Below are 21,705 nucleotides of genomic sequence, written 5' to 3' on the forward strand. Positions count from 1 at the left end.
TTAAATGCCTTCGGCCGACTACGTTCAGCAATCGCTTTCCGGGGCCGCGCGCCTCATGGCCGGCAAGAAGGACGGGCTGCGCTTCCTCGACATCTCGGCCGACGGTTTCTGGACCTCGTTCTTCGCCATCCTGATCGCGCTTCCCGCGATGACGGTCGGCTGGGTGACCCTCGCCAACGAACTCGCCTTCCAGGGCGACGGCATCGGCAGCCGGCTTTCGATCGTCCTCAGGCTCGCGGCCATCGACGTGCTCGCCTGGATCGTCCCGCTTGCGGTCTTCGCGCTTCTGGCAAAGCCGGCCGGCATTGCAAACCGCTTCGTCCATTTCGTCGTCGCCAGCAACTGGGGCTCGGCGATCTATGTCTGGATCATGCTGCCGCCTTCCCTCATCCGGCTGTTCTGGCCGGATGCCGGCGAAGGCGTAACGGCGTTCTCGCTCGGCCTGTTCTTCTTCACCATGGTGCTCGCCTGGCGGCTGACCAATGCCATCCTCGACAAGGGACCGGCCTTTGCGACCGGGGTCTTCACCGCGATGTTCCTGGTGTCGCTCTTCGTGCTTTTCACGCTGCAGGGCGTGTTCGGGCTCGTTCAGTCGTAGTCGACACGTGTGAGAAACAGCCCATCGGGCGGGGCAACCTGGCCGCAGCGGGCACGGTCGGCGGCATCGAGCGCCGCGCGAACATCCGCGACAGACCACGCCCCCTCGCCCGCCTTCTTCAGCGTTCCCACCATCGAGCGGACCTGATTGTGCAGGAACGAACGCGCCGAGGCGCGGATTTCGACGATGTCGCCGTCGCGCGTCACGTCCAGCCGGTCGAGGGTGCGGACCGGGCTGTTGGCCTGGCACTGGACCGAGCGGAACGTCGTGAAGTCGTGCCGGCCGAGCAGCGTCTGCGCCGCCGCGTGCATCGCTTGGGCATCGAGTGCCTTCGGAACGTGCCAAGCGCGGCCGAGATCGAGTGCGGCGGGCGCGCGGCGGTTGAGAATACGGAAGAGATAATGCCGGGCAGTCGCCGAAAAGCGGGCGTCGAAATCCTCGCCTACAGCCTGCACCGCGAAAACGGCAACCGGGTCGCCCGCGAGCCGAAGATGCGCGTTGAGCGCGCCCATCAGCTTGTCCGCCGTCCAACTCCCGGCAAGATCGACATGCGCCACCTGGCCAGTCGCGTGAACGCCAGTATCGGTGCGCCCCGCCCCGCGGATCGACACGCGCTCGCCCGTGAAGCGGAAGATCGCGTCTTCGATCGCCTGCTGCACGGTGGGCAGATCGGCTTGCCGTTGCCAGCCCGAATAGGGCCGGCCGTCATATTCGATATCGAGCCGAAACCGGGCCATCACATTTCAGAAAAGGCGGCGGCGTAGACGAGCCGCCCCATGGTCGGCGCCTCGGTCGAGAAGGCGAGCGCCTGTAGATACTCGCCCTGATAGTCGCTCTCGAATTTTTCCGCCCGCTGGCGCGTATAGCCAAACTTTCCGTAGTAGGCCGGATCGCCGAGGACCACCGACAATTCCTCGCCGGCATTCTTCAGGAGATGATGCGCGTTCTCGATCAGCGCCTTGCCGACGCCGGTGCGCTGCTTGTCGGGCCGCACCGCCAGCGGCGCGAGCGCCACGGCATCCGCGCTGCGGTTCTTCGATTCGACGACGAGCCGCGAGAACAGGATGTGGCCGTAGATCTGCTGCTCGTGCGTGGCGACCAGTTCGAGCACGTCGTCGCCCGCTGCGCGAATGGCCTCGACCAGCTTCGCCTCGCCGGGATTGCCGAACGCTTCTTCCAGAACCCAGCGCACGTCTTCCGCGTCGCGCGGCTCAAAAGGCCGGATCACCAGTCCACGCATCATAGCCTGTCGCCCTTTTTCAATCCCGCGCCGCGCAGAAACGCCCCAGCCTCCATCGGCTTGCCGCCCGCGCGCTGCACTTCGACGAGGCGGACCGCGCCGTCTCCGCAGGCGATCGTCAGCCGGTCGTCGAGTATCGTGCCGGGCGTGCCCGCACCCTCGCCCATTGTCGAGCGCAGCAGCTTCAACCGCTCCGGCTTGCCACCGATATTCGCCTCGCACCATGCACCCGGAAAGGGCGAGAGGCCGCGAATGCGGTCATGGACCTCGCGCGCCGGCTTCGCCCAGTCGATCCGCGTCTCGTCCTTGGATATCTTGGCGGCGTAGGTCGCGCCCTCGCCCGCTTGCGCAACGGTCGGCAGGTCGCCGGCCTCCAGCCTGCCCAGCGCCTCGACCATCAGCCGCGCGCCAACATCGCGCAGCGCGTCGTGGAGTTCGCCCGCCGTCATGTCGGCGCCAATCGTGACGCGCTCGGTCAGGGCGACCGGGCCGGTATCGAGGCCTTCGTCCATCTTCATGATCATTATGCCGGTTTCGGCATCGCCCGCCATGATCGCACGCTGGATCGGCGCGGCACCGCGCCAACGCGGGAGGAGAGAAGCATGGCCATTGTAGGCACCGAGCCGCGTGCCCTCGAGGACCGCCCTCGGCAGGAGCAGACCGTAGGCGACGACCACGGCGACATCCGCGCCCAGCGCGCGGAACGCAGCCTGCTCGGCCTCGCCTTTCAGCGAAACGGGGGTGCGGACCTCAATGCCGAGACTTTCCGCAAGATCGTGGACAGGGGAGTTCTTCAGCTCCAGCCCGCGCCGGCCCGCCGGGCGCGGCGGCTGCGAATACGCGGCGACCACCTCGTGCCCTGCCTCGACGATCGCCTTCAACGTCGCCGCCGAAAACTCCGGCGTGCCCATAAAGATGACGCGCAGCGCCACCCGATCAGCCGACGAGGCGCTGCGGCGCCTTCTCGCGGGCGAGCTTCTTGAACTTGCGCACGACCATGTCGCGCTTGAGCTTGGAGATGTGGTCGATGAAGAGGACGCCGTTCAGATGGTCGATTTCGTGCTGGAGGCACGTCGCCATCAGCCCGTCGGCCACCATTTCCTGCGCCTTGCCATCGCGGTCGAGATAGGTGACTGTCACCGTTTCAGGACGCTCCACCTCGGCATAATAATCCGGGATCGACAGGCAACCTTCCTCATAGATGGAAATGTCGTCGCCCGACGCCACGACCTGCGGATTGATGAACACGTGCGGGGCCTTCTCCTCGCCTTCCTTGGCGAGGTCGATGACCAGCATGCGGAGCGGCTCGCCGATCTGGATCGCGGCAAGCCCGATGCCCGGTGCGTCGTACATGGTGTCGAGCATGTCGTCAGCGAATTTGCGGGTCGCGTCGTCCACGCGCTCCAAGGGCTTGGACACCTGGCGCAGGACGGGATCGGGAAGGATGATGAGCGGCTTGATCGTCATGGCCGTCAGGTAATCGGTGAAACCGCGCGCGTCAACGCTCCGGCATGTGGACGTTCTCGTTTTGGTCTTATTGCGACGTCGCGAATCGTCTAGTGTCGCGCGATGAACCCGTCCGAATCGCTCTTCGCCGCTCCCCTTCTCGTGCTCGGCTCGACCACGATCACGCTCGGCCACGCGCTGATTGCCGGCGCGGCCATGGTCCTGGCGCTGGTCGCGCTCCTCGTCATGTCCGTTTCGCGTACGGCGCGGGTGCAGGCCGAGGTGGCAGAGGAAAGCGCCGCGCGGGCGCGCGAGGCCGATGCGCGGCTCGCCGAGATCACCCGCGCGCAAGTCGAGATGCAGGGGCGCATGGGCACGATCGCCGAAGTGTTCGGCGCGCGGCAGGCCGAGCTCAACAAGGCGATCGGCGAGCGGCTGGATGGCATGACCTCGCGGCTCGGCCATTCGATCACCGAACAGACGAAGTCGACGCATGAGAATCTTGCGAAGCTACAGGAACGTCTGGCCGTCATCGACACGGCGCAGAACAACATCCAGTCGCTCGCCGGCCAGGTCGTGCAACTCCAGCACATCCTGTCCAACAAGCAGACCCGCGGCGCCTTCGGGCAGGCGCGCATGGAGGCGATCATCGCCGACGGGCTGCCGCATGGTGCCTACGAATTCCAGGCGACGCTGACGAATGGCAGCCGCCCCGACTGCACGATCCGCATGCCGAACGGCGCGCCCGACCTCGTCATCGACGCCAAGTTTCCGCTGGAATCGTGGAACGCCATTCGCACCGCTGCCGAGGCCGAGAACCCGGAGGCGCAGAAATACGCCGCGCAGAATTTCCGCCGTGACGTGGAAGTTCACCTGAAGGCGATCGCCGACAAGTATCTCATCAATGGCGAGACGCAGGACACGGCCTTCATGTTCGTGCCGTCGGAATCGATCTTCGCCGAGATCCACGAGAATTTCGAGGCGCTGGTGCAAAAGGCCCATCGCGCGCGTATCGTCATCGTCTCGCCCTCGCTGCTGATGCTCTCCATCCAGGTCATCCAGGCGGTGCTGAAGGACGCGCGGATGCGCGAGCAGGCGCATCTCATCCAGGGCGAGGTCATCCGCCTGATGGAGGATCTCGGCCGTCTCGACGAGCGTGTGCGCAAGCTTCAAACCCATTTCGGACAGGCCAATCGCGACATCGACCTGATCCTCACCTCGACGGAAAAGCTGACCAAGCGCGGCGAGAGGATCGAGGCGCTGGAACTGGACTCGCCGCAGATCGACGAGAAAGCAGACAAGAAGCCGGCAGAAGCACGCAGCGGCTCGCTGCGCCTGCGGGTCGTCGACGACGAATAGACTGTTCACCTGCCAGCGACTGGCAATCCGCCCGCCGGTTTCATACCTCTTCTTCAAATCGAAGGGACATGAACGATGGAAATCGGCCTCTACACATTCGGCGATGTCGGCACCGACCCGGTGACCGGGAACATCGTCAGTCCGGCGCAGCGCTTCGCCAATCTGATCGAGGAAATCGAACTCGCCGATCAGGTCGGGCTCGATCTGTTTGGCCTTGGCGAACATCACCGGCCGGACTACGCCGTCTCGGCTCCCGCCGTCGCGCTCGCCGCTGCCGCCCCGCGCACCAGGAACATCAAGCTGTCGAGCGCCGTCTCAGTGCTCTCGTCGGACGACCCGATCCGCGTCTTCCAGCAGTTCGCTACACTCGACAACATCTCGAACGGGCGTGCCGAGATCATGGCCGGGCGTGGCTCCTTCATCGAATCCTTCCCGCTCTTCGGCTACGACCTCGGCGATTACGACACGCTCTTCGCCGAAAAGCTCGAAATGCTGATCAAGCTCAACGAGGGCGAAATCTTTTCATGGGAAGGCGGCAAGCACACGCCGCGCGTCAGCGAGCGGGGCGTCTACCCGCGGCCCGTCAACGGCCAATTGCCGATCTGGCTCGCCGTCGGCGGCACGCCGCAATCAGTCGGCCGCGCGGCCATGCTCGGCCTGCCGCTCGCGCTCGCCATTATCGGTGGCGAACCGGCCCGCTTTGCGCCCTTCTTCAAGCTCTATCGCGAGGCGGCGGAGAAGTTCGGCCGCGATCCGAAAACATTGAAGACCTCGATCAACGTCCACGGTTTCGTCGCTGACACGCGCAAGGAAGCCATCGATACCTTCTACCCGGCGCAGGCCGAAGTGATGAACCGGATCGGCCGCGAACGCGGCTGGCCCCCGACGAGCCGCCAGCAGTTCGAGGCATCCGCCGGTCCGCGCGGTGCACAGTTCGTCGGCGACGCGTCGGAGTTGACCGACAAGATCCTGGCGCACTACGAAATCTTCGGCTTCGACCGCTTCGTCATCCAGATGGCGATCGGCGTGATGGATCACGCCAAGCTGTTAAAGGCGATCGAGATTTTGGGAACGCGGGTGGCGCCGGAGGTGAAGAAGGCGGTCGGCGAAAGGCGGATCGCCGCGGCCTGACGGGCTTTCCCGTCCGAACCGGCTGGAGATCATTTCGCGCGTTGACGCGCATTGTCCCGATTGCCGCGGTCGCTTTTTTCCGAAGTGACCCCCACCCTGTATCCCTCCCCACAAGGGGGAGGGAGTCGCCAGCGTCGAGCCTTTCCGTCAATTTTATCACCCGGCCGAAAGCAGGGGCGCGACGTGGATGTCCTCCCTCCCCCTTGTGGGGAGGGATAAAGGGTGGGGGTCCCCTTCAAAGAAAACAGCAATTGTGAAGCTGCCGCCGCCCACCCTCCCGGTCGGAACGACGCCGGTCAGCCTTCTTCGTTCGCCAGATCATTCCACGCATTCTGCTGCGCAAGCATGGACCGCAGATATGCCACGTTCGCCTCGGCCTGTTCCGGCGACAGTTCGCGGCTGGCAATCGCCTCGGCATCCGCAAAACGCCCCTGCAGCCCGACCACCAGCGCCAGGTTCTGCCGCACGCGGCTGTCGGCGCCGGGCTGGGTGACGGCGTTCTGAAGCTGGGCTTCGGCCTGCTTCAGATCGCCTTCCAGAAGGTAGGACATTCCGAGGTTTGAAAGCACGCTCGGGTCATTCGGCTGCATTTCGAGCGCGCGGGTATAGAGCCGGCGCGCCTCGCCGGCCTGGCCGAGCTGGTCGAGGATCGCGCCTTCGGCCGACATCAGCTTCCAGTCGGGATATTCCGGCGTCTGCGCACGGCGGACGGCGTCGAGCGCAGGCTGGAGGTCGCCGGCGGCGGCCAGCGCCTTGCCGTAGGCGGCGAGCACCTGACGTTCCTTGGGATGGTCGATCGCCGCCTTTCGCATCACGGCAAGCGCCTGGTCGTTGCGCCCGTCCATCTGCAGCACCGAGGCGTATTGCATGGCGACGGTCATGTCGGCCGGGTTGCGCGTATAGGCGGTGCCGAGCTGGTCGGCCGTCGCGCGCAGTTCGGGTGCCGTCATCTGCGTCACCGCGCCGGTGGTCGTGCGGTCAACGGAGGCGGTCGTCATGCGCTTGTTGCCGGCGCAACCCGCCAGCGCAAGCGTTGCCGCCAGCGCCAGGATCGTGGCCGTGGTCCTCGCCTTTGCCTTCATGTTGATCGACCTCCGCATCGACATACACTCGTGCCGAAGCACCCGTTAATGTCCCGAGCAATATTCCGTTAACCCTAACGGAGCGTTAAAAGGGTTGGCATCTGCTTCGCGCCCGCCTTCCAGGAGACCCCATGCCCATCGAAATCACGCAAACGCCGCTCGCCAATGCGAAGCCCATCCATGTCGTCGCCAAGGACGGGCTCGACGGCGTCGCGATCGACGCGCGTGCCCGCGCCTGGGCGAAGGCCAGTGGCTTTTCCGGCCAGTCTGGCAAGGTGCTCGCCTTCCCCGACGCCGACGGCGAACTGGCCGGCGCGCTGGTCGGCATCGGCAGCGAAGACGGCGCGGCGTTGGGGCTCGGCCGCCTCGCCCGCGACCTGCCCTCCGGCGAATGGGCCTTCGCGCCCGGCACGTTCGACGCGCATCTGGCGACCCTCGCGCTGGTCATCGGCGGCTACCGCTTCGAGCGCTACTGGAAGGACAGCCCGCGCGACATCCGGCTGCAGCTCAGCCCCGGCGTCGACCTTGCCCGCGTCACGCGCGAGGCGGAGGGCATCATCCTTGCCCGCGACCTCATCAACACGCCAACCAACGACATGGGGCCGGCCGATCTGGAAGACGCCGCGCGCAGGCTCGCCAAGGCGCACAGGGCAAAGATCGGCGTCATCGAAGGCGACGCGCTCCTGAAGCAGAACTTTCCGATGATCCACGCCGTCGGGCGCGCGTCCGATCAGGCGCCTCGCCTCATCGACTTCACCTGGGGGCCGAAGGACGCGCCCAAGGTGACGCTGGTCGGAAAGGGCGTCTGCTTCGACACCGGCGGGCTCGATATCAAGCCGGCAAGCGGCATGCTCTTGATGAAGAAGGATATGGGCGGCGCGGCGAACGTGCTTGGCCTCGCCTCGATGATCATGAGCGCCAATCTCGATTTGCGCCTGCGGGTGCTCATTCCCGCCGTCGAGAATGCGATCGCCGGCAACGCCTTTAGACCAGGCGACGTTCTGACCAGCCGCAAGGGCCTGACGGTCGAAATCGGCAACACGGATGCCGAGGGCCGCCTGATCCTCGCCGATGCGCTGGCGCTCGCCGACGAGGAAAAGCCGGAACTCCTGATCGACATGGCGACACTGACGGGTGCCGCCCGCGTCGCGCTCGGGCCAGACTTGCCGCCCTTCTTCACCGACGACGAAACGCTCGCCGCCGACCTGTCGCGCGCGGGCGAGACGGTGGCCGATCCGGTCTGGCGCATGCCGCTCTGGAAGCCCTACGCGAAGAAGCTTTCCTCCCGCGTCGCCGACATGAACAACGTCACCACCGACGGCTTTGCCGGCTCGGTCACGGCGGCGCTCTTCCTCCAGAAATTCGTCGAAAATGCACGAAGCTGGGTCCATCTCGACATCTTCGGCTGGAACCCGGTCGAAAAGGCCCACGCGCCCGTCGGCGGCGAGGCGCAGGCCATCCGAGCGCTGATGCACGTTCTCGAAGCGCGGTACGGAAAATGACCACGCTCGACCGCCGCCTCCACGCCTTCCGGCCCGATCTTGCAGCGGAAAGCCTGCGCGGCCAGGTCGAGGCCGGCCAGTTCGTCGAAGGACGACCGGCGCGGATCGCCGCGCCGATCGTGGATTTGCGCCCCGCCCCCCGCGCCGACAGCGGCATCGATACGCAACTGCTCCACGGCGCAACCGTCCGCGTGTTCGAAGAGCTCGAAGGCTGGGCATGGCTGCAGGCGGACGCCGACGGCTATGTCGGCTACGCCCCCGCATCGGCGCTGAGTACGGTCGAGGAGGCGACACATGTCGTTGTCGCGCAACGCAGCTTCGTCTATCGCGGCGCGGATTTGCGCTTTCCGATGACCACGGCGCATTCGATGGGCGCGACGGTTCGCATCGTCGGCGAAGCGGAAACGCGCGGCACGCGCTATGCGCTGTTGGAGACCGGCGAGGCGATGATCTTCGATCACCTTCGGCCGGTCGGGCATGTCGAGCCGGACTACGTCACGGTCGCGGCACGCTTCGAGCACACGCCCTATCTTTGGGGCGGTGTTTCGGGCTTCGGCATCGATTGTTCTGGCTTGGTGCAGCTTGCGATGCGGATGGCCGGCATATCAGTGCTGCGCGACACCGACATGCAGGCGGCGAGCATCGGCATCGCGCTCGACATCGGCGACGACCTCGCCGGCCTGCGACGTGGCGACCTCGTCTTCTGGAAAGGTCATGTCGCGATCATGCTCGACGCCGCTTCCATGATCCATGCCAGCGGCCACACGATGCGCGTCACCCGCGAGCCGCTGGCCGACGCGGTATCGCGCATCGGACACCTTTACGGCGGGCCGACGGGGTTTCGACGCCCCTGACTTTCTGGACTTCGCAAACGCCCCCTCCACCATGCTTCGCATGGTCCCCCCTCCCCCGCTTCGCAGGGGAGGAACCGAGGTTGCGGCCTTTCCTGAGGAAAATCCTCCCCCGTTCACGGGGGAGGTGGCCCGAAGGGTCGGAGGGGGCGCTCGCCCGGCCTAATACCCCGCCTTGCGGTCCACCAGATGCTGCAGGGGATCGCCGCGCTCGAAGCGGTCCATCTGTTCCACCATCAGTGGCACGAGGTGTCGCGCGTCGGAGGTGGCCGCGGCGTGGGGCGTGACGAAGACGCGTGGATGCGTCCAGAGCGGGCTCGTCGCCGCCAGCGGTTCGGTCTCGAAGACGTCGAGGCTCGCCTCCTTCAGCGTGCCATCGTCCAGCGCGCGCAGAATATCCGCCTCCTTCTGCAGCTTGCCGCGGCCCGCATTGATCAGGCACGCGCCGCCGAGCCCGTTGTCGCGGCGCAGCTTCGACAGGAGTTCGTAGTCGACGATCCCCTCGGTCGCCGGCGTGTGCGGCAATAGCACCACGAGGATATCGGTCGCGTTGAGGAACGGCGTCAGCCCCGCCTCGCCGCTGAAGGTTTCGACCCCATCGACGGATTTTTCCGTCCGCGTCCAGCCTTTCACGTCGAAGCCGATTGCCTTCAAGGCCTTCGCTGCCGCCAGCCCGAGCTCGCCGAGGCCGAGAATGCCGACCGAGACGTCCGGCGAAGCTGGCTGCGCGATCTCGCGCCAGCTCTTCTTCGCCTGCTCGGCGCGGTAGAACATGCCTTGGCGCTGGTGGTCCAGCACGCGCCAGACGACATAGTCGACCATGTGCTGGGTCAGGTTTCCTGCCACCACGCGCACGATCGGCACATCGGGCAGGTTCGGGTCGGCGAAGATGTGATCGACGCCGGCACCGATCGAGAAGATCGCCTTCAAATTCGGCAGCGTGGCGAGAATTCCGGGCTGGTGCTTCCAGACCACCGCATAATCGATGGAGTGGTCGCTTTCGCCCTGCGGCTCCGTCACGACCTCGCGTTTGGCCGACAGGAGCTCGTGCCATTTCTTCGGATTGAAACCCTGGACGGACAGAAGAATGCGCCCCGCGCGATGGTCGGTCATGGTCGGCTCCCTGATTTTTCGGTCTACTCGCTGACGACGCCGGCGGGCGCGGTCGCGATGTCGAAGGCGGCGGCGATCAGCGCCTTCGTGTAGTCGGTCTGCGGGTTCTCGAATATCTGCCGGCTGGTGCCGTATTCGACGACCTTGCCGTTGCGCATCACGATCACTTCGTTCGCGAGCGCGCGCACGACCTTCAAATCGTGGCTGATGAAGAGATAGGCGAGCTGGTGCTTCCTTTGCAGGTCTCGCAGAAGATCGACGACCTGCGCCTGCACGCTCATGTCGAGCGCCGATGTCGGCTCGTCGAGCATGACGAAGCGCGGATTGAGCACCATGGCGCGCGCGATGGCGATGCGCTGGCGCTGGCCGCCGGAAAATTCATGCGGGTAGCGGAAGCGCGTCGCCGGATCGAGCCCGACTTCCTTCAGGACGTCGACGACCAGCACGTCGCGCGCGTCGGCGTCGAGCTTCGGCTGGTGGATGCGCAGGCCTTCCTCGATGATCTCCGACACCGACATGCGAGGCGAGAGCGAGCCGAACGGGTCCTGGAAGACGATCTGCATCTCGCGGCGCAGCGGCTTCATTTCGCGGAAGGAGAAATCGTCGATCGCCTTGTCGCCGAGCATGATCTGTCCTTCCGACGAGATCATGCGCGAGAGCGCCAGACCCAGCGTGGTCTTGCCCGAGCCCGATTCGCCGACGACGCCCAGCGTCTGGCCGGCGCGCACCGTCACGTCGATGCCGTCGACGGCCTTCACATGGTCGACCGTCTTGCGGAAGAAGCCTTCCTTGATCGGGAACCAGACCTTGATGTCGTCGCCTTTCATGACGATCGGCGCCGCATCGTTCGCCGCCGGCGGCTCGCCCTTGGGCTCGGCCGCCAGCAAGTGGCGCGTGTATTCGTGCTTTGGACTGGCGAAGACTTCGGCCGTCGGCCCTTCCTCGACGATTTTGCCCTTCGTCATGACGCAGACGCGGTCGGCGATGCGGCGCACGATGCCGAGATCGTGCGTGATGAAAAGCATCGACATCTTGTTGTGGGTCTTCAGTTCGCCGAGCAGTTCGAGAATCTGTGCCTGAACGGTCACGTCGAGTGCCGTGGTCGGTTCGTCGGCGATCAGGAGCTTCGGCTCGTTGGCGAGCGCCATCGCGATCATCACGCGCTGGCGCTGGCCGCCCGAAAGCTGGTGCGGATAGGCGCCGAGCCGCTTTTCGGGCTCGCGGATGCCGACTTCGTTCAATAGCTCCAGCGTGCGGGCTTTCGACTGCTTGTCGTTCATGCCGCGATGCAGCTTCAGGATCTCGCCGATCTGCCGCTCGATCGTGTGTAGCGGATTGAGCGACGTCATCGGCTCCTGGAAGATCATCGCGATGTCGTTGCCGCGCACCCGCATCAGCGCGTGCTCGTCCAGCGCAAGCAGGTCCTTGCCCTCGAACAGCACCTGTCCGGAAGGATGGCTTGCTGCCGGATAGGGCAGGAGCTTCAGGACGGAGAGCGCGGAGACCGACTTGCCGGAACCCGATTCGCCCACTAGTGCCAGCGTTTCGCCCGGCGCGATGTCGAAGGAGATATGGTCGACGGCAATCTGCTCGCGCCCGCCCTGAGCGAAGGCGACGGACAGATCGCGGACGGAAAGAAGGGGTGCGGTCATGAAAACTCGCCACGAATTCTGGTCACGGTATCGAGATCAAGCGGAAGCACGGCGAGTTTAGCGGGTCCTCGTTCGGTGCCCCAGCGCTTATGGTACAGATTGATCTCGCTCGGGAGACGCCTGTCGCCGCTTATGAAATGGGTGCAACCCAGTCCGATAGCGGTCGAGATGTGGATCGCATCGGGCAGCTTGACCGATCGAAATTGCTGCCTAACGACAGCGGCGTACCACAGGACACCTCGATCGACGGGCCGAACTTCCAGCCAAGCCCCGGAGTTGATCCAGTTGTCGTAGAGCTGGATGAGACCGTCATTCTCGTCGCGATATGGCTGCACAAGAAGCTCCGCAAGGCTCAACTCGCTGGTGCAGAGAAATGCCTGTCCCGGCCGTTGCGTGCCGACGAGCCCATATAGCTCAGACGACAAATCGTCCGCACCTTCTGCCATTGCAACGAATACGTTGGTGTCGAGATAGAGACGTTCGATCGACGCCATCAATCGTCCCACTCGTCACGCAACTCACGTATCCGAGCCACAGCTTCCTCGACCGTCACCTTGCGCTTCAAGGACTTGCGTACCTCTAGAAACTGTTCACGCAATTCCTCTTGGGTGAACGGCTTGCGTTCCTCCTCCACCGTAACCGTAACCGACGCTCCGGGCTCGAGCCCCTCGCGCAGTTCCTCGGGCAGCTTCGACACCGGATAATGCTCGCGAACGATCCTGTTCATGGGTGCCTCCGTGGCAACATGTTCTGCGCCTGACATACCACACCGCTCATCTGAACGTCTTCCGGGGGTCGAAGGCGTCGCGGACGGCTTCGCCGACGAAGATCAGCAGCGACAGCATCACCGACAGCGACAGGAAGCCGACGATGCCGAGCCAGGGCGCGTTGAGGTTGCGCTGGCCCTGGCGGAGGAGTTCGCCGAGCGAGGCGGAGCCGGGGGGCAGGCCGAAGCCGAGGAAATCGAGCGAGGTCAGCGTCGTGATCGAGCCGTTGAGGATGAAGGGCAGGAAGGTCAGCGTCGCGACCATCGCGTTCGGCAGGAGGTGGCGGAACATGATCGTGGCGTTGCCGACGCCGAGCGCCCGCGCCGCGTTCACATATTCGAAGTTGCGTGCGCGCAGGAATTCGGCGCGCACGACTCCGACGAACGCCACCCATGAGAAGAGCAGCATGATGCCGAGCAGGATGAAGAAGCCCGGCGGCAGGATCGCAGCGATGATGAGGATCAGATAGAGGACCGGGATCGACGACCAGATCTCGATCACGCGCTGGAAGATCAAGTCCGTCCAGCCGCCGAAATAGCCTTGCACGGCACCGGCCGTGACACCGATGATCGCCGAGGCGGCCGTCAGGACGAGGCCGAACAGGACCGAAATGCGGAAGCCGTAGATGACGCGCGCGGCGACATCGCGGGCCTGGTCGTCCGTGCCGAGCCAGTTGAAATTGCCGAGCGTGCAGTTCGGATCGTCCGCGCCCTCGAAATAGCGCTGGCAGCGCGTCTCGCGGTCATAAAGCCAGGATGGCTTGGCGGGCGCAGCCTCTGGGATCTCGTTGTTCACCGTGCGGTAGGAATAGCGGATCGGCGGCCAGATCATCCAGCCATTCGCCTCGATCTCCTCCTGGATGATCGGATCGCGATAATCCGTCACCGCGAGGAAGCCGCCGAACTTTTCCTCCGGATAGTCGACGACGGTCGGGAAGAGGATTTCACCATTGTAGGAGGCGAGGACCGGCTTGTCGTTGGCGATGAACTCGGCGAACAGCGACAGCACGAACAGGACGAGGAAGATCCAGAGCGACCAGTAGCCGCGCCGGTTCGCCTTGAAATTCTGCCAGCGGCGTTGGTTGAGCGGCGAGAGCCACGGCCGCGCGACCTTCTCGCGTACTTCCTCGACCTGCGCCTTGGCGAGCATGTCGGACATCAGACGTCCCTCCGCTCGAAATCGATGCGCGGGTCAATCCAGGTGTACATAAGGTCCGATAGGAGGCTGACGAGCAGACCGATCAGCGAGAAGATGTAGAGCGTGGCGAAGACGACGGGATAGTCGCGGTCCAGCACCGAGCGGAAGCCGAGGAGCCCGAGCCCGTCGAGCGAGAAGATGTTCTCGATCAAGAGCGAGCCGGTGAAGAAGGCCGAGATGAAGGCGCCGGGAAAGCCGGCGATGATGATCAGCATCGCATTGCGGAAGACGTGGCGGTAGAGCACCTGACGCTCGGACAGTCCCTTGGCGCGCGCGGTGACGACGTATTGCTTGCGGATTTCCTCGAGGAAGGAGTTCTTGGTCAAAAGCGTCGTCGTCGCGAAGGCGGAAAGGACCATCGCGGTCAGCGGCAGCGCGAGGTGCCAGAAATAGTCGATGATGCGCTCGGGCCAGGAGAGGTCCGACCAGTTTTCGGAGGTGAGGCCGCGCAGCGGGAACCAGTCGAAGAACGAGCCGCCGGCAAAGAGCACCATCAAGAGGATCGCGAACAGGAAGCCCGGGATCGCGTAGGCGACGATGACGATGCCGCTCGTCCACACGTCGAAGCTCGAGCCGTCCTTCACCGCCTTGCGGATGCCGAGCGGGATCGAGATCGCGTAGGAGATGAGGGTGATCCACAGGCCGAGCGAGATCGATACCGGCATCTTCTCGATGATCAGGTCGATGACCGAGATGTCGCGGAAGTAGCTGTCGCCGAAATCGAACCGTGCGTAGTTCCAGATCATGTTGGCGAAGCGTTCGAGCGGCGGCTTGTCGAAGCCGAACTGGCGTTCGAGCTGGGCGATGAACTCCGGATCGAGCCCCTGCGCGCCGCGATAGCTAGATTCGCCGCCGGTATCGAAATTCTGGAAGTCGGAACTGCCGCCGCCGATGCGGTCGGCCGCGCCGCCGCCCTGCCCGGTGATGTTGGCGATCACCTGCTCCACCGGTCCGCCCGGCGCGAACTGGATGACGATGAACGAGATCGCCATGATGCCGAACAAGGTCGGAATCATCAGCAACAGACGTCGAAGGATATAGGCGCCCATCAGGTGGACTTCGCTGCGAGGGTGGTCAAATCAGTCTTAAGCCCTGCCAATCGATTTCGCCTTTTCCTCGTCGTACCACCACAAGGCCTCGACGGGGAAGCCATAGTCCGGCTTCGGGTCCTTGAAGCCGAACATGTCCCAATAGGCCGCCCGGTGATTCGGCGCATGCCAATTTGGAATCCAGTCATGGCGCGCGCGCAAGATGCGGTCCATGACCTTCAGCGTCACGACGAGGCCGTCGCGGGTCTCGGCCTTGCCGGCACGCTCAATGAGCGCGTCCAGCGCCGGCGATTTCGTGCCGGGATAGTTGCGCGTTCCCGGTAGGTCCGCCGAGCGCGAATGGAAGAAATTGGCGAGCGAATCGCGCGTCGGCGTCGCGCCGAAGGACGCAGCCATGCCCACCATGTCGAAATCGAAATCGAGCTGGCGCGCCTGGTATTGCGCTGAATCGACCTGTCGGATCGAGGCGTCGATGCCGATCTGGCGCATGTTTTCGACGAAGGGCGAGCCCGATCGGATGAAGACCTCGTCCTGGATCAGGTATTCGACAGTCAGCGGCTGCCCGGCCGCATTCCGGAGCACGCGGCCATCGGCCTGCCATCCGGCCTCCATCAGAAGACGGCGCGCTTCGCGCAGCAGGCGCCTGTCGCGGCCCGAACCATCCGAAATCGGCGCGACCACCGCCTCGCCGAAAGCTTTTTCTGGGATGTCGCTGCGGAATGGCTCCAGCAGCGCAAGTTCTACCTCGGACGGTGCGCTCTCGGCGCGGAACTCCGATTTTTCGAACACCGAATTGGAGCGCGCATACGCATCGTAGAAGAGGTTGCGGTTCGTCCATTCGAAGTCGAAGCACATGCCGATGGCCTGGCGGGTGCGCGGATCGGCGAATTTCTCGCGTCGCTGGTTGAGCGCCCAGGCCTGCATCGAGGGCGACAGTTCGCTGGGGAACTCGCGCTTGACGACGCGCCCGTCCGTGATCGCCGGGAAGTCGTAGCCCGTCGCCCAGGTCCGCGCCGTGAACTCCTGACGAAACTGAATGTCGCCCTTCTTGAACGCCTCGAAAGCGGCATTGCGGTCGCGGTAGAACTCGATACGGATCGTGTCGAAATGGAAAAGCCCGCGCATGACCGGCAGGTCGCGACCCCAGTAGTCCTCGACGCGATCGTATTCGATCGTCTGTCCGGCATTCACGCGACCGACCTTGTAGGGGCCCGAGCCGAGCGGGGGCTTGAGCTGCGAGGCGTCGAACGGGTTCTCCTCATAGAACGCCTTCGAGACGATCGGCATGGCAATGACCGAAAAGATCGTCCGCGAGGACTGGTTGCCGTTGAAGGCGATGCGGAAGGTCGCCTCGTCCTCGGCCACCGCCTCCGTCATCTCGCTCAAGGGCAGGACGAGCGAGGGGTGGCCCTTTTCCTTGAAGAGATTGAACGAATAGGCGACGTCCTCGGCCGTCAGCTTGGAGCCGTCGTGGAAGCGCGCCTGCGGCCGAAGCTTGAAGGTGAAGGAATTGCGATCGTCGGCAATGGTGATGGTTTCCGCCAGAAGTCCGTAGGCCGAATCCGGCTCGTCGAGCGAGCCGGCCATCAGGCTGTCGAAGCACAGCTCCATGCGCGGCGGCGCGTCGCCGCGGGGCACGAAGGAGTTCAGCGTGTTGAAGGTGAGGACCGACTGGTTGTAGCCCCAGTTCGGCACCGAGAAATTGAACCGCCCGCCTTTCGGCGCATCCGGGTTCGCATAGTCAAAATGCGTGAAATCGGGCCCGTATTTCAGGTCGCCGAAGGCCGAGATGCCATAGAGAGGTGTCCCAGTCTGAAGTTGCGCCAGCGCGACACGCGGCAGAAACGGCGCGGCGAAAGCGGCGCCGCCGAGCGCCAGGAAGGCACGGCGGTCGATACCTGCGCCGCTCATTCCGCTTCCTCGATCTGCTCTTCGATCTCGGCCTCGCGGTCCTGCAATATCCACCAGGATTGCGGGTCGATGCCGGAATATTCGGGCTGCTTTTCGGGAATGCCGAACTTGTTCCAGTAGGCGTAGCGCATGGTCGGCTGGAAATATTGCGGCACGGTGTAGTAGTTCCACAGGAGCACGCGGTCGAGCGCGCGCGTTGCCGCCACCAGCTCATCGCGGTCGGCCGCGTAGATGATCTTGTCGATCAGCGCATCCACCACCGGGTCCTTGATGCCGGGCACGTTGCGCGAGCCTTCGGCGTCCGCGGCCTGCGTGCTCCAATAATCGCGCTGCTCGTTGCCGGGCGATTCGGATTGCGGGAAGCGCGCCGTCACGGCGTCGAACTCGAAGGCCTGATAGCGCTGGATGTATTGCGAGGTGTCGACAATGCGCAGCGTCGCGTCGATGCCGAGGCGGCGCAGATTGGCGATGTAGCCGCCCGTGATGATCTCGCTCGTCGGCGAGGAACCCAGGAATTCGATCCGGAATTGCTCGCCGCTCTCCTTGTTCACCATGCGGCCGCCCTGGATCGCCCAGCCCGCTTCGTCGAAGAGCCGGACCGCCTCGCGCAGATTGTCGCGCTGCGCCTGCGGCGTGTCGAAGACGGGCAGCTTAAACTCTTCGGTGAAAAGCTCCTGCGGCAGCGCATCGCGATGCGCTTCGAGCATTTCAAGCTCCTGCCCTTCCGGCACGCCGCTCGACGCCAGTTCGGAACGTTCGAAATAGCTGGAAAAGCGCTCGTTCATCTCGAAGAACTGAAGCCGGTTCTGCTCCTCGAAATTGTAGGCCAGCGTCAGTGCCTGGCGCACGCGCCGGTCCTGGAAGCGGGGCTGGCGCATGTTGAAAGCGAAGGCCTGCATGTGCTGGATGCCGCCCGAGATGAATTCGCGCTTGATGACGTCTCCGCGCTCGAAGGCCGGGAAATTGTACTCGACCGCCCAGCGCCGCGTGCTCGTTTCCTGCCGGATATCCTCGAAGCCGCCGCGGGTGAAGGCCAGGAACTCGGCATTGTCATCCTGGAAATAGGTATAGGTCATGCGGTCGAAATTGTTGCGCCCGATGTTGACCGGCTCCTCGGCACCCCAATAATCCTCGACGCGCTCCCAGACGATGCGCGAGCCGGGATCGAAGGATGCGATCCTGTAAGGTCCGCTGCCAAGCGGCGCTTCGAGAGTCGGATTGGCGATATTGCGCTTCTGCCCGCGCGCGTTCTCGCCTTCCCACCAATGCTTCGGCAGAACCGCCAGATCGCCCATGATGTGCGGCAGTTCGCGGTTGCCGGTCTGGTCGAAGGTGAACTCGACTTCGCGCTCGGAAATCGCGACCGCCGCGGTGACGTTCGCATAGTAACGGCTATAGGCCGGGCTGATCTCCTTCAGCTTCTCGAAGGACCAGACCACGTCCTCGGCCGTGACCGGCTCGCCATCGTGCCAGCGCGCATCCGGGTTCAGGCGATAGATCGCCGAGGAATAGTCGTCCGGATAGGTGAAGGCCTCGGCGATCAGCGCATGGCTCGTCCCGGCCTCGTCCGGGGATTGCTGCATCAGCGTATCCCAGAGAAGTCCGCCGAACTGGCCGAGGCCGGCCGCGGGCGTGCCGCGCACGATGAACGGGTTGAAGCTGTCGAAGGTGCCGAAGGCCGCCGAATTCAGCGTGCCGCCCTTGGGCGCGTCAGGGTTCACGTAGGAATAGCGGGTGAATTCCTCGGCCGGCGGCTCGGTCTGGATCAGCGAGGAGGTCGTGCGCCATTCGGCCTCGGCATCCTGCGCCAGCGCAGTGCTCGCACCAGCGAGCAGAACGGTCGCAACGACCCATGATTTGCGCAGATGATCGCCCCAGCGGCCCAATTCCATTCGACGCATCTCCTCTTCGTCCGAGCCCGCACCCTATCCCATCGGGCGTGATTGGAAACCGGCTACGTGGCTAAACTTTGCGTGGCCGGGCATTTTCACAAACGCAAAAAAGCCGGGCGAAACCCGGCTTTTTCGTGATCGTCGATATTACGGTTTGGTTAGTTCTGCGCCGGAGCCCGCTCTTCTTCCTCGCTCACCTCGCCATCGGCGGCAGGCGTCGCGGGGTCGGTCTCGGGCGAAGCGGCGGAACCGTCTTCCTCGGGCGTTGCGTCTGCCGGAGCAGCTTCCGTCTCGCTTGCAGCATCGGCATCGGCCGGCTCTGCGGCATCGTCAGCCGGCGCGGCTTCATCGGCGCCAGGCGCAGCCTCGTCGGCCGCCGGCGCGACGTCCTCGGCAGGAGCGGCCTCTTCGCCTTCAGCGGCAGGTGCAGCATCCTCGCCTTCGGCAGCCGGAGCAGCGTCTTCACCTTCGGCGGCTGGCGCGGCTTCCTCGCCCTCGGCGGGAGCAGCTTCCTCGCCCTCGGCCGACTCTTCTTCAGCGGCGGCCGGCTCGGGCAGCGGCATCGGGTTGTCCGACTGGGCGTTGATGTAGGCGATCAGGTTGGCTTCTTCCTGCGGATCGCGGATACCGGCGAAGGCCATCGTCGTTCCCGGCACGTAGGAGCGCGGGTTGACGAGGAATGCGCTCAGATTCTCGAATTCCCAAGTCTTGGTGCCGCCCTCGGAATATTCGGTCATCGCGGCGGAATAGGAAAAGCCTTCGTGCGACGCGACGACACGGCCCAGCACGTCGTGCAGGTTCGGGCCGACGCGGTTCGCGCCGCCAGCCTCGATCGTGTGGCACGAGGCGCAGCGGCGGAAGGCCGCTTCGCCAGCAGCCGGGTCGGCGCTGGCGAGAAGGTCGAGCGCGCTCGGGCCGGTTTCGGCCGGCGCTCCGCCGCCTGCGGGCTCCTCGGGAACCTCGATCGCATAGCCCGGAGTTTCGGGAGCATGGGACGCAAAGATCGCGTCCGACACAAGGCTGACCGAAAAGACGACGAAAACGACGCCCAGAAACGCGCCGATCAGCTTGTTAAGTTCAAAAGAGTCCATCTACCCAAGGCTCCAAGGTTCGACCGGGGTGATGCGGCGTGCGGCCGGCGCACACGCGTCAAAGGGTCCCCCACCCGGTCGTGCCGGTGAAAATCGCGCGGAAACTAGGTCTTTTGCTTGGATGTTGCAACACATATAAGGGCCTTTCCACGTGAGACCTTTTGCCACTTTTCCGACCTTCCCGAGAGCCGCACCATCGCTTCGCGCATGTCCAGACTAATCCTCATTCCCGCCCGCATGGCCTCCACCCGCCTGCCCGGCAAGCCGCTGGCGGACATCGCCGGGCTGCCGATGATCGTGCAGGTCGCAAGGCGCGCTGCCGAAAGCGGCGCGGGCGAGATCGCCATCGCGACCGACAGTGACGAAGTGGCGCGCGCCGTCGAGGCCCTTGGCTTCGTGGCCGTGATGACGGCGGCAAGCCACCAGTCCGGCTCCGACCGCATCTTCGAGGCGCTGCAGAAGCTTGATCCCGACGGGCGCTACACGACGATCGTCAACCTCCAGGGCGACCTGCCGACCATCGATCCCGCACTGATCGCGAGCACGGCCGACGTGCTCGAAGGGGGCGATGCCGACATCGCCACGCTGGGCGTCGAGATCGAGGACGAGGCGGAGAAGACCAATCCGAACGTCGTCAAGATCGTCGGCTCGCCGCTCGCGCCCGACCGTCTGCGCGCGCTTTATTTCACCCGCGCGACCGCGCCATGGGGCGAAGGCCCGCTCTACCACCATATCGGCATCTACGCCTATCGCCGCGCCGCGCTCGAACGCTTCGTCGGCCTCGGCCCGAGCCCCTTGGAGACGCGCGAGCGGCTGGAGCAGCTGCGCGCGCTCGAAGCGGGCATGCGCATCGATGTCGGCCTCGTCCGTTCCGTTCCGCTGGGCGTCGATACGCCCGAAGATCTCGAGCGCGCCCGCGCCATGTTGTCGTAAGGAAGAGCAGAAGCCGCATGTCCAGGACCAACCGCATCGCATTTCAGGGTGAACCCGGCGCCAATTCCGACACCGCCTGCCGCAACATGTTTCCCGGCATGGAGCCGATGCCCTGCGCGACCTTCGAGGACGCGTTCAATGCGGTCGAGAGCGGTGCGGCCGAACTTGCGATGATCCCGATCGAGAACACGATCGCCGGCCGCGTCGCCGACATCCATCACCTCCTGCCCGAATCGAGCCTGCACATCGTCGGCGAATATTTCCTGCCGATCCATTTCCAGCTCATGGTCCTGCCGGGCGTGAAGATCGACGAGATCAAGTCCGTTCACAGCCACATTCACGCGCTCGGCCAGTGCCGCAACGTGATCCGCAAGAACAAGTGGAAGCCGGTCATCGCCGGCGACACGGCCGGCGCTGCGCGCCAGGTGGCCGACGAAGGCGACCGCACCGCCGCAGCGCTCGCGCCTGTCCTTGCCGCCGAACTCTACGGCCTCGACATCGTCGCAGAGAACGTCGAGGACACCGACAACAACGTCACCCGCTTCGTCGTGCTGGCGAAGGAGGAATCCTGGGCTCCGCGCAAGTCGGCCGACGATCTGATGATGACGACCTTCATCTTCCGCGTGCACAACATCCCGGCCGCGCTCTACAAGGCCATGGGCGGCTTCGCCACCAATGGCGTCAACATGACCAAGCTGGAGAGCTACCAGCTCGGCGGCACCTTCTTCGCCTCGCAATTCTACGCCGACATCGAAGGCCACCCCGACGACGCCAATGTCGCTCAGGCGCTCAAGGAACTCGACTTCTTCTCGCGCGAAGTACGGGTGCTCGGGGTCTATCCGGCGGCGGAGTTCCGGATCAGCCAGCGTCCTTCTTGAAAAACCCAACTGA

At 64.6% G+C, this 21,705-nt stretch carries 21 protein-coding genes; 7 read left to right on the plus strand and 14 right to left on the minus strand.

What is annotated here, in order from left to right; genetic code table 11:
* Positions 1-4 precede the first annotated feature (4 nt).
* Positions 5-598: a hypothetical protein gene (locus tag ALII_RS0107320; RefSeq protein WP_024586670.1), complete on the plus strand. Its 594-nt coding sequence runs from the start codon at positions 5-7 to the stop codon at positions 596-598.
* Here the strand turns inward: ALII_RS0107320 and truA are convergent.
* From truA to def, 4 genes are read right to left on the minus strand one after another with little or no spacing between them, the layout of a single operon-like run.
* The gene (truA, locus tag ALII_RS0107325; protein ID WP_024586671.1) at positions 589-1,335 is read right to left on the minus strand and encodes a tRNA pseudouridine(38-40) synthase TruA; all 747 of its coding nucleotides are present in this window, start codon (positions 1,333-1,335) and stop codon (positions 589-591) included. The two genes, ALII_RS0107320 and truA, sit on opposite strands and share 10 nt — an antisense overlap.
* Positions 1,335-1,838 (minus strand): N-acetyltransferase, encoded by a 504-nt coding sequence (locus ALII_RS0107330; RefSeq protein ID WP_024586672.1) that lies wholly within the window; start codon positions 1,836-1,838, stop codon positions 1,335-1,337. Before ALII_RS0107330 ends, truA begins: the two co-directional genes overlap by 1 nt.
* The gene (gene fmt, locus ALII_RS0107335; protein WP_024586673.1) at positions 1,838-2,770 is read right to left on the minus strand and encodes a methionyl-tRNA formyltransferase; all 933 of its coding nucleotides are present in this window, start codon (positions 2,768-2,770) and stop codon (positions 1,838-1,840) included. The genes ALII_RS0107330 and fmt overlap by 1 nt, the downstream gene beginning before the upstream one ends.
* Positions 2,771-2,774: 4 nt before the next feature.
* The gene (gene def / locus ALII_RS0107340) at positions 2,775-3,305 is read right to left on the minus strand and encodes a peptide deformylase (protein WP_024586674.1); all 531 of its coding nucleotides are present in this window, start codon (positions 3,303-3,305) and stop codon (positions 2,775-2,777) included.
* A gap of 102 nt (positions 3,306-3,407) precedes the next feature.
* Here def and rmuC point away from each other — a divergent pair, with 102 nt between their 5' ends.
* Positions 3,408-4,643 (plus strand): DNA recombination protein RmuC, encoded by a 1,236-nt coding sequence (gene rmuC, locus ALII_RS0107345; RefSeq protein WP_024586675.1) that lies wholly within the window; start codon positions 3,408-3,410, stop codon positions 4,641-4,643.
* A gap of 75 nt (positions 4,644-4,718) precedes the next feature.
* On the plus strand, positions 4,719-5,774 hold the full coding sequence (locus tag ALII_RS0107350) for an Atu2307/SP_0267 family LLM class monooxygenase (RefSeq protein ID WP_024586676.1): 1,056 nt from the start codon (positions 4,719-4,721) through the stop codon (positions 5,772-5,774).
* 296 nt (positions 5,775-6,070) lie between these two features.
* Here the strand turns inward: ALII_RS0107350 and ALII_RS0107355 are convergent, their stop codons facing one another.
* The gene (locus ALII_RS0107355; RefSeq protein WP_244437364.1) at positions 6,071-6,856 is read right to left on the minus strand and encodes a tetratricopeptide repeat protein; all 786 of its coding nucleotides are present in this window, start codon (positions 6,854-6,856) and stop codon (positions 6,071-6,073) included.
* Positions 6,857-6,987: 131 nt separating this feature from the next.
* Here ALII_RS0107355 and ALII_RS0107360 point away from each other — a divergent pair, with 131 nt between their 5' ends.
* Together ALII_RS0107360 and ALII_RS0107365 are read left to right on the plus strand one after the other, a co-directional pair.
* Complete coding sequence (locus ALII_RS0107360; RefSeq protein WP_024586677.1) at positions 6,988-8,358, plus strand: leucyl aminopeptidase family protein; 1,371 nt, start codon at positions 6,988-6,990, stop codon at positions 8,356-8,358.
* Positions 8,355-9,212 (plus strand): NlpC/P60 family protein, encoded by an 858-nt coding sequence (locus tag ALII_RS0107365; protein ID WP_024586678.1) that lies wholly within the window; start codon positions 8,355-8,357, stop codon positions 9,210-9,212. Before ALII_RS0107360 ends, ALII_RS0107365 begins: the two co-directional genes overlap by 4 nt.
* A gap of 159 nt (positions 9,213-9,371) precedes the next feature.
* Here the strand turns inward: ALII_RS0107365 and ALII_RS0107370 are convergent, their stop codons facing one another.
* The 9 genes from ALII_RS0107370 to ALII_RS21585 all read right to left on the minus strand — a co-directional run bounded on the left by ALII_RS0107370 (position 9,372) and on the right by ALII_RS21585 (position 19,881).
* On the minus strand, positions 9,372-10,322 hold the full coding sequence (locus ALII_RS0107370) for a glyoxylate/hydroxypyruvate reductase A (RefSeq protein ID WP_024586679.1): 951 nt from the start codon (positions 10,320-10,322) through the stop codon (positions 9,372-9,374).
* Between the two features lie 23 nt (positions 10,323-10,345).
* On the minus strand, positions 10,346-11,974 hold the full coding sequence (locus ALII_RS0107375; RefSeq protein WP_024586680.1) for an ABC transporter ATP-binding protein: 1,629 nt from the start codon (positions 11,972-11,974) through the stop codon (positions 10,346-10,348).
* Positions 11,971-12,468 (minus strand): PIN domain-containing protein, encoded by a 498-nt coding sequence (locus ALII_RS0107380; RefSeq protein ID WP_024586681.1) that lies wholly within the window; start codon positions 12,466-12,468, stop codon positions 11,971-11,973. The genes ALII_RS0107375 and ALII_RS0107380 overlap by 4 nt, the downstream gene beginning before the upstream one ends.
* Entirely contained in the window at positions 12,468-12,701 is a 234-nt protein-coding gene (locus tag ALII_RS0107385) for a hypothetical protein (protein WP_029660299.1), read from the minus strand. Before ALII_RS0107385 ends, ALII_RS0107380 begins: the two co-directional genes overlap by 1 nt.
* Before the next feature lie 46 nt (positions 12,702-12,747).
* Positions 12,748-13,899: an ABC transporter permease gene (locus tag ALII_RS0107390; protein ID WP_024586683.1), complete on the minus strand. Its 1,152-nt coding sequence runs from the start codon at positions 13,897-13,899 to the stop codon at positions 12,748-12,750.
* Entirely contained in the window at positions 13,899-14,987 is a 1,089-nt protein-coding gene (locus tag ALII_RS0107395; protein WP_024586684.1) for a microcin C ABC transporter permease YejB, read from the minus strand. The genes ALII_RS0107390 and ALII_RS0107395 overlap by 1 nt, the downstream gene beginning before the upstream one ends.
* Positions 14,988-15,023: 36 nt before the next feature.
* The gene (locus ALII_RS0107400; RefSeq protein ID WP_024586685.1) at positions 15,024-16,898 is read right to left on the minus strand and encodes an extracellular solute-binding protein; all 1,875 of its coding nucleotides are present in this window, start codon (positions 16,896-16,898) and stop codon (positions 15,024-15,026) included.
* Positions 16,895-18,790, minus strand: a complete 1,896-nt coding sequence (locus tag ALII_RS0107405) for an extracellular solute-binding protein (protein WP_024586686.1) — start codon at positions 18,788-18,790, stop codon at positions 16,895-16,897. Before ALII_RS0107405 ends, ALII_RS0107400 begins: the two co-directional genes overlap by 4 nt.
* Before the next feature lie 158 nt (positions 18,791-18,948).
* Entirely contained in the window at positions 18,949-19,881 is a 933-nt protein-coding gene (locus ALII_RS21585) for a cytochrome c family protein (RefSeq protein WP_024586687.1), read from the minus strand.
* Positions 19,882-20,088: 207 nt separating this feature from the next.
* On the opposite strand from ALII_RS21585, the gene ALII_RS0107415 reads away from it, so the two are divergent.
* Together ALII_RS0107415 and ALII_RS0107420 are read left to right on the plus strand one after the other, a co-directional pair.
* Positions 20,089-20,814 (plus strand): 3-deoxy-manno-octulosonate cytidylyltransferase, encoded by a 726-nt coding sequence (locus ALII_RS0107415; protein ID WP_024586688.1) that lies wholly within the window; start codon positions 20,089-20,091, stop codon positions 20,812-20,814.
* A gap of 17 nt (positions 20,815-20,831) precedes the next feature.
* Entirely contained in the window at positions 20,832-21,692 is an 861-nt protein-coding gene (locus ALII_RS0107420; protein WP_024586689.1) for a prephenate dehydratase, read from the plus strand.
* Positions 21,693-21,705: the final 13 nt, after the last annotated feature.

Source organism: Aliihoeflea sp. 2WW, from assembly GCF_000497755.1.
Classification (GTDB): Bacteria; Pseudomonadota; Alphaproteobacteria; order Rhizobiales; family Rhizobiaceae; genus Aliihoeflea.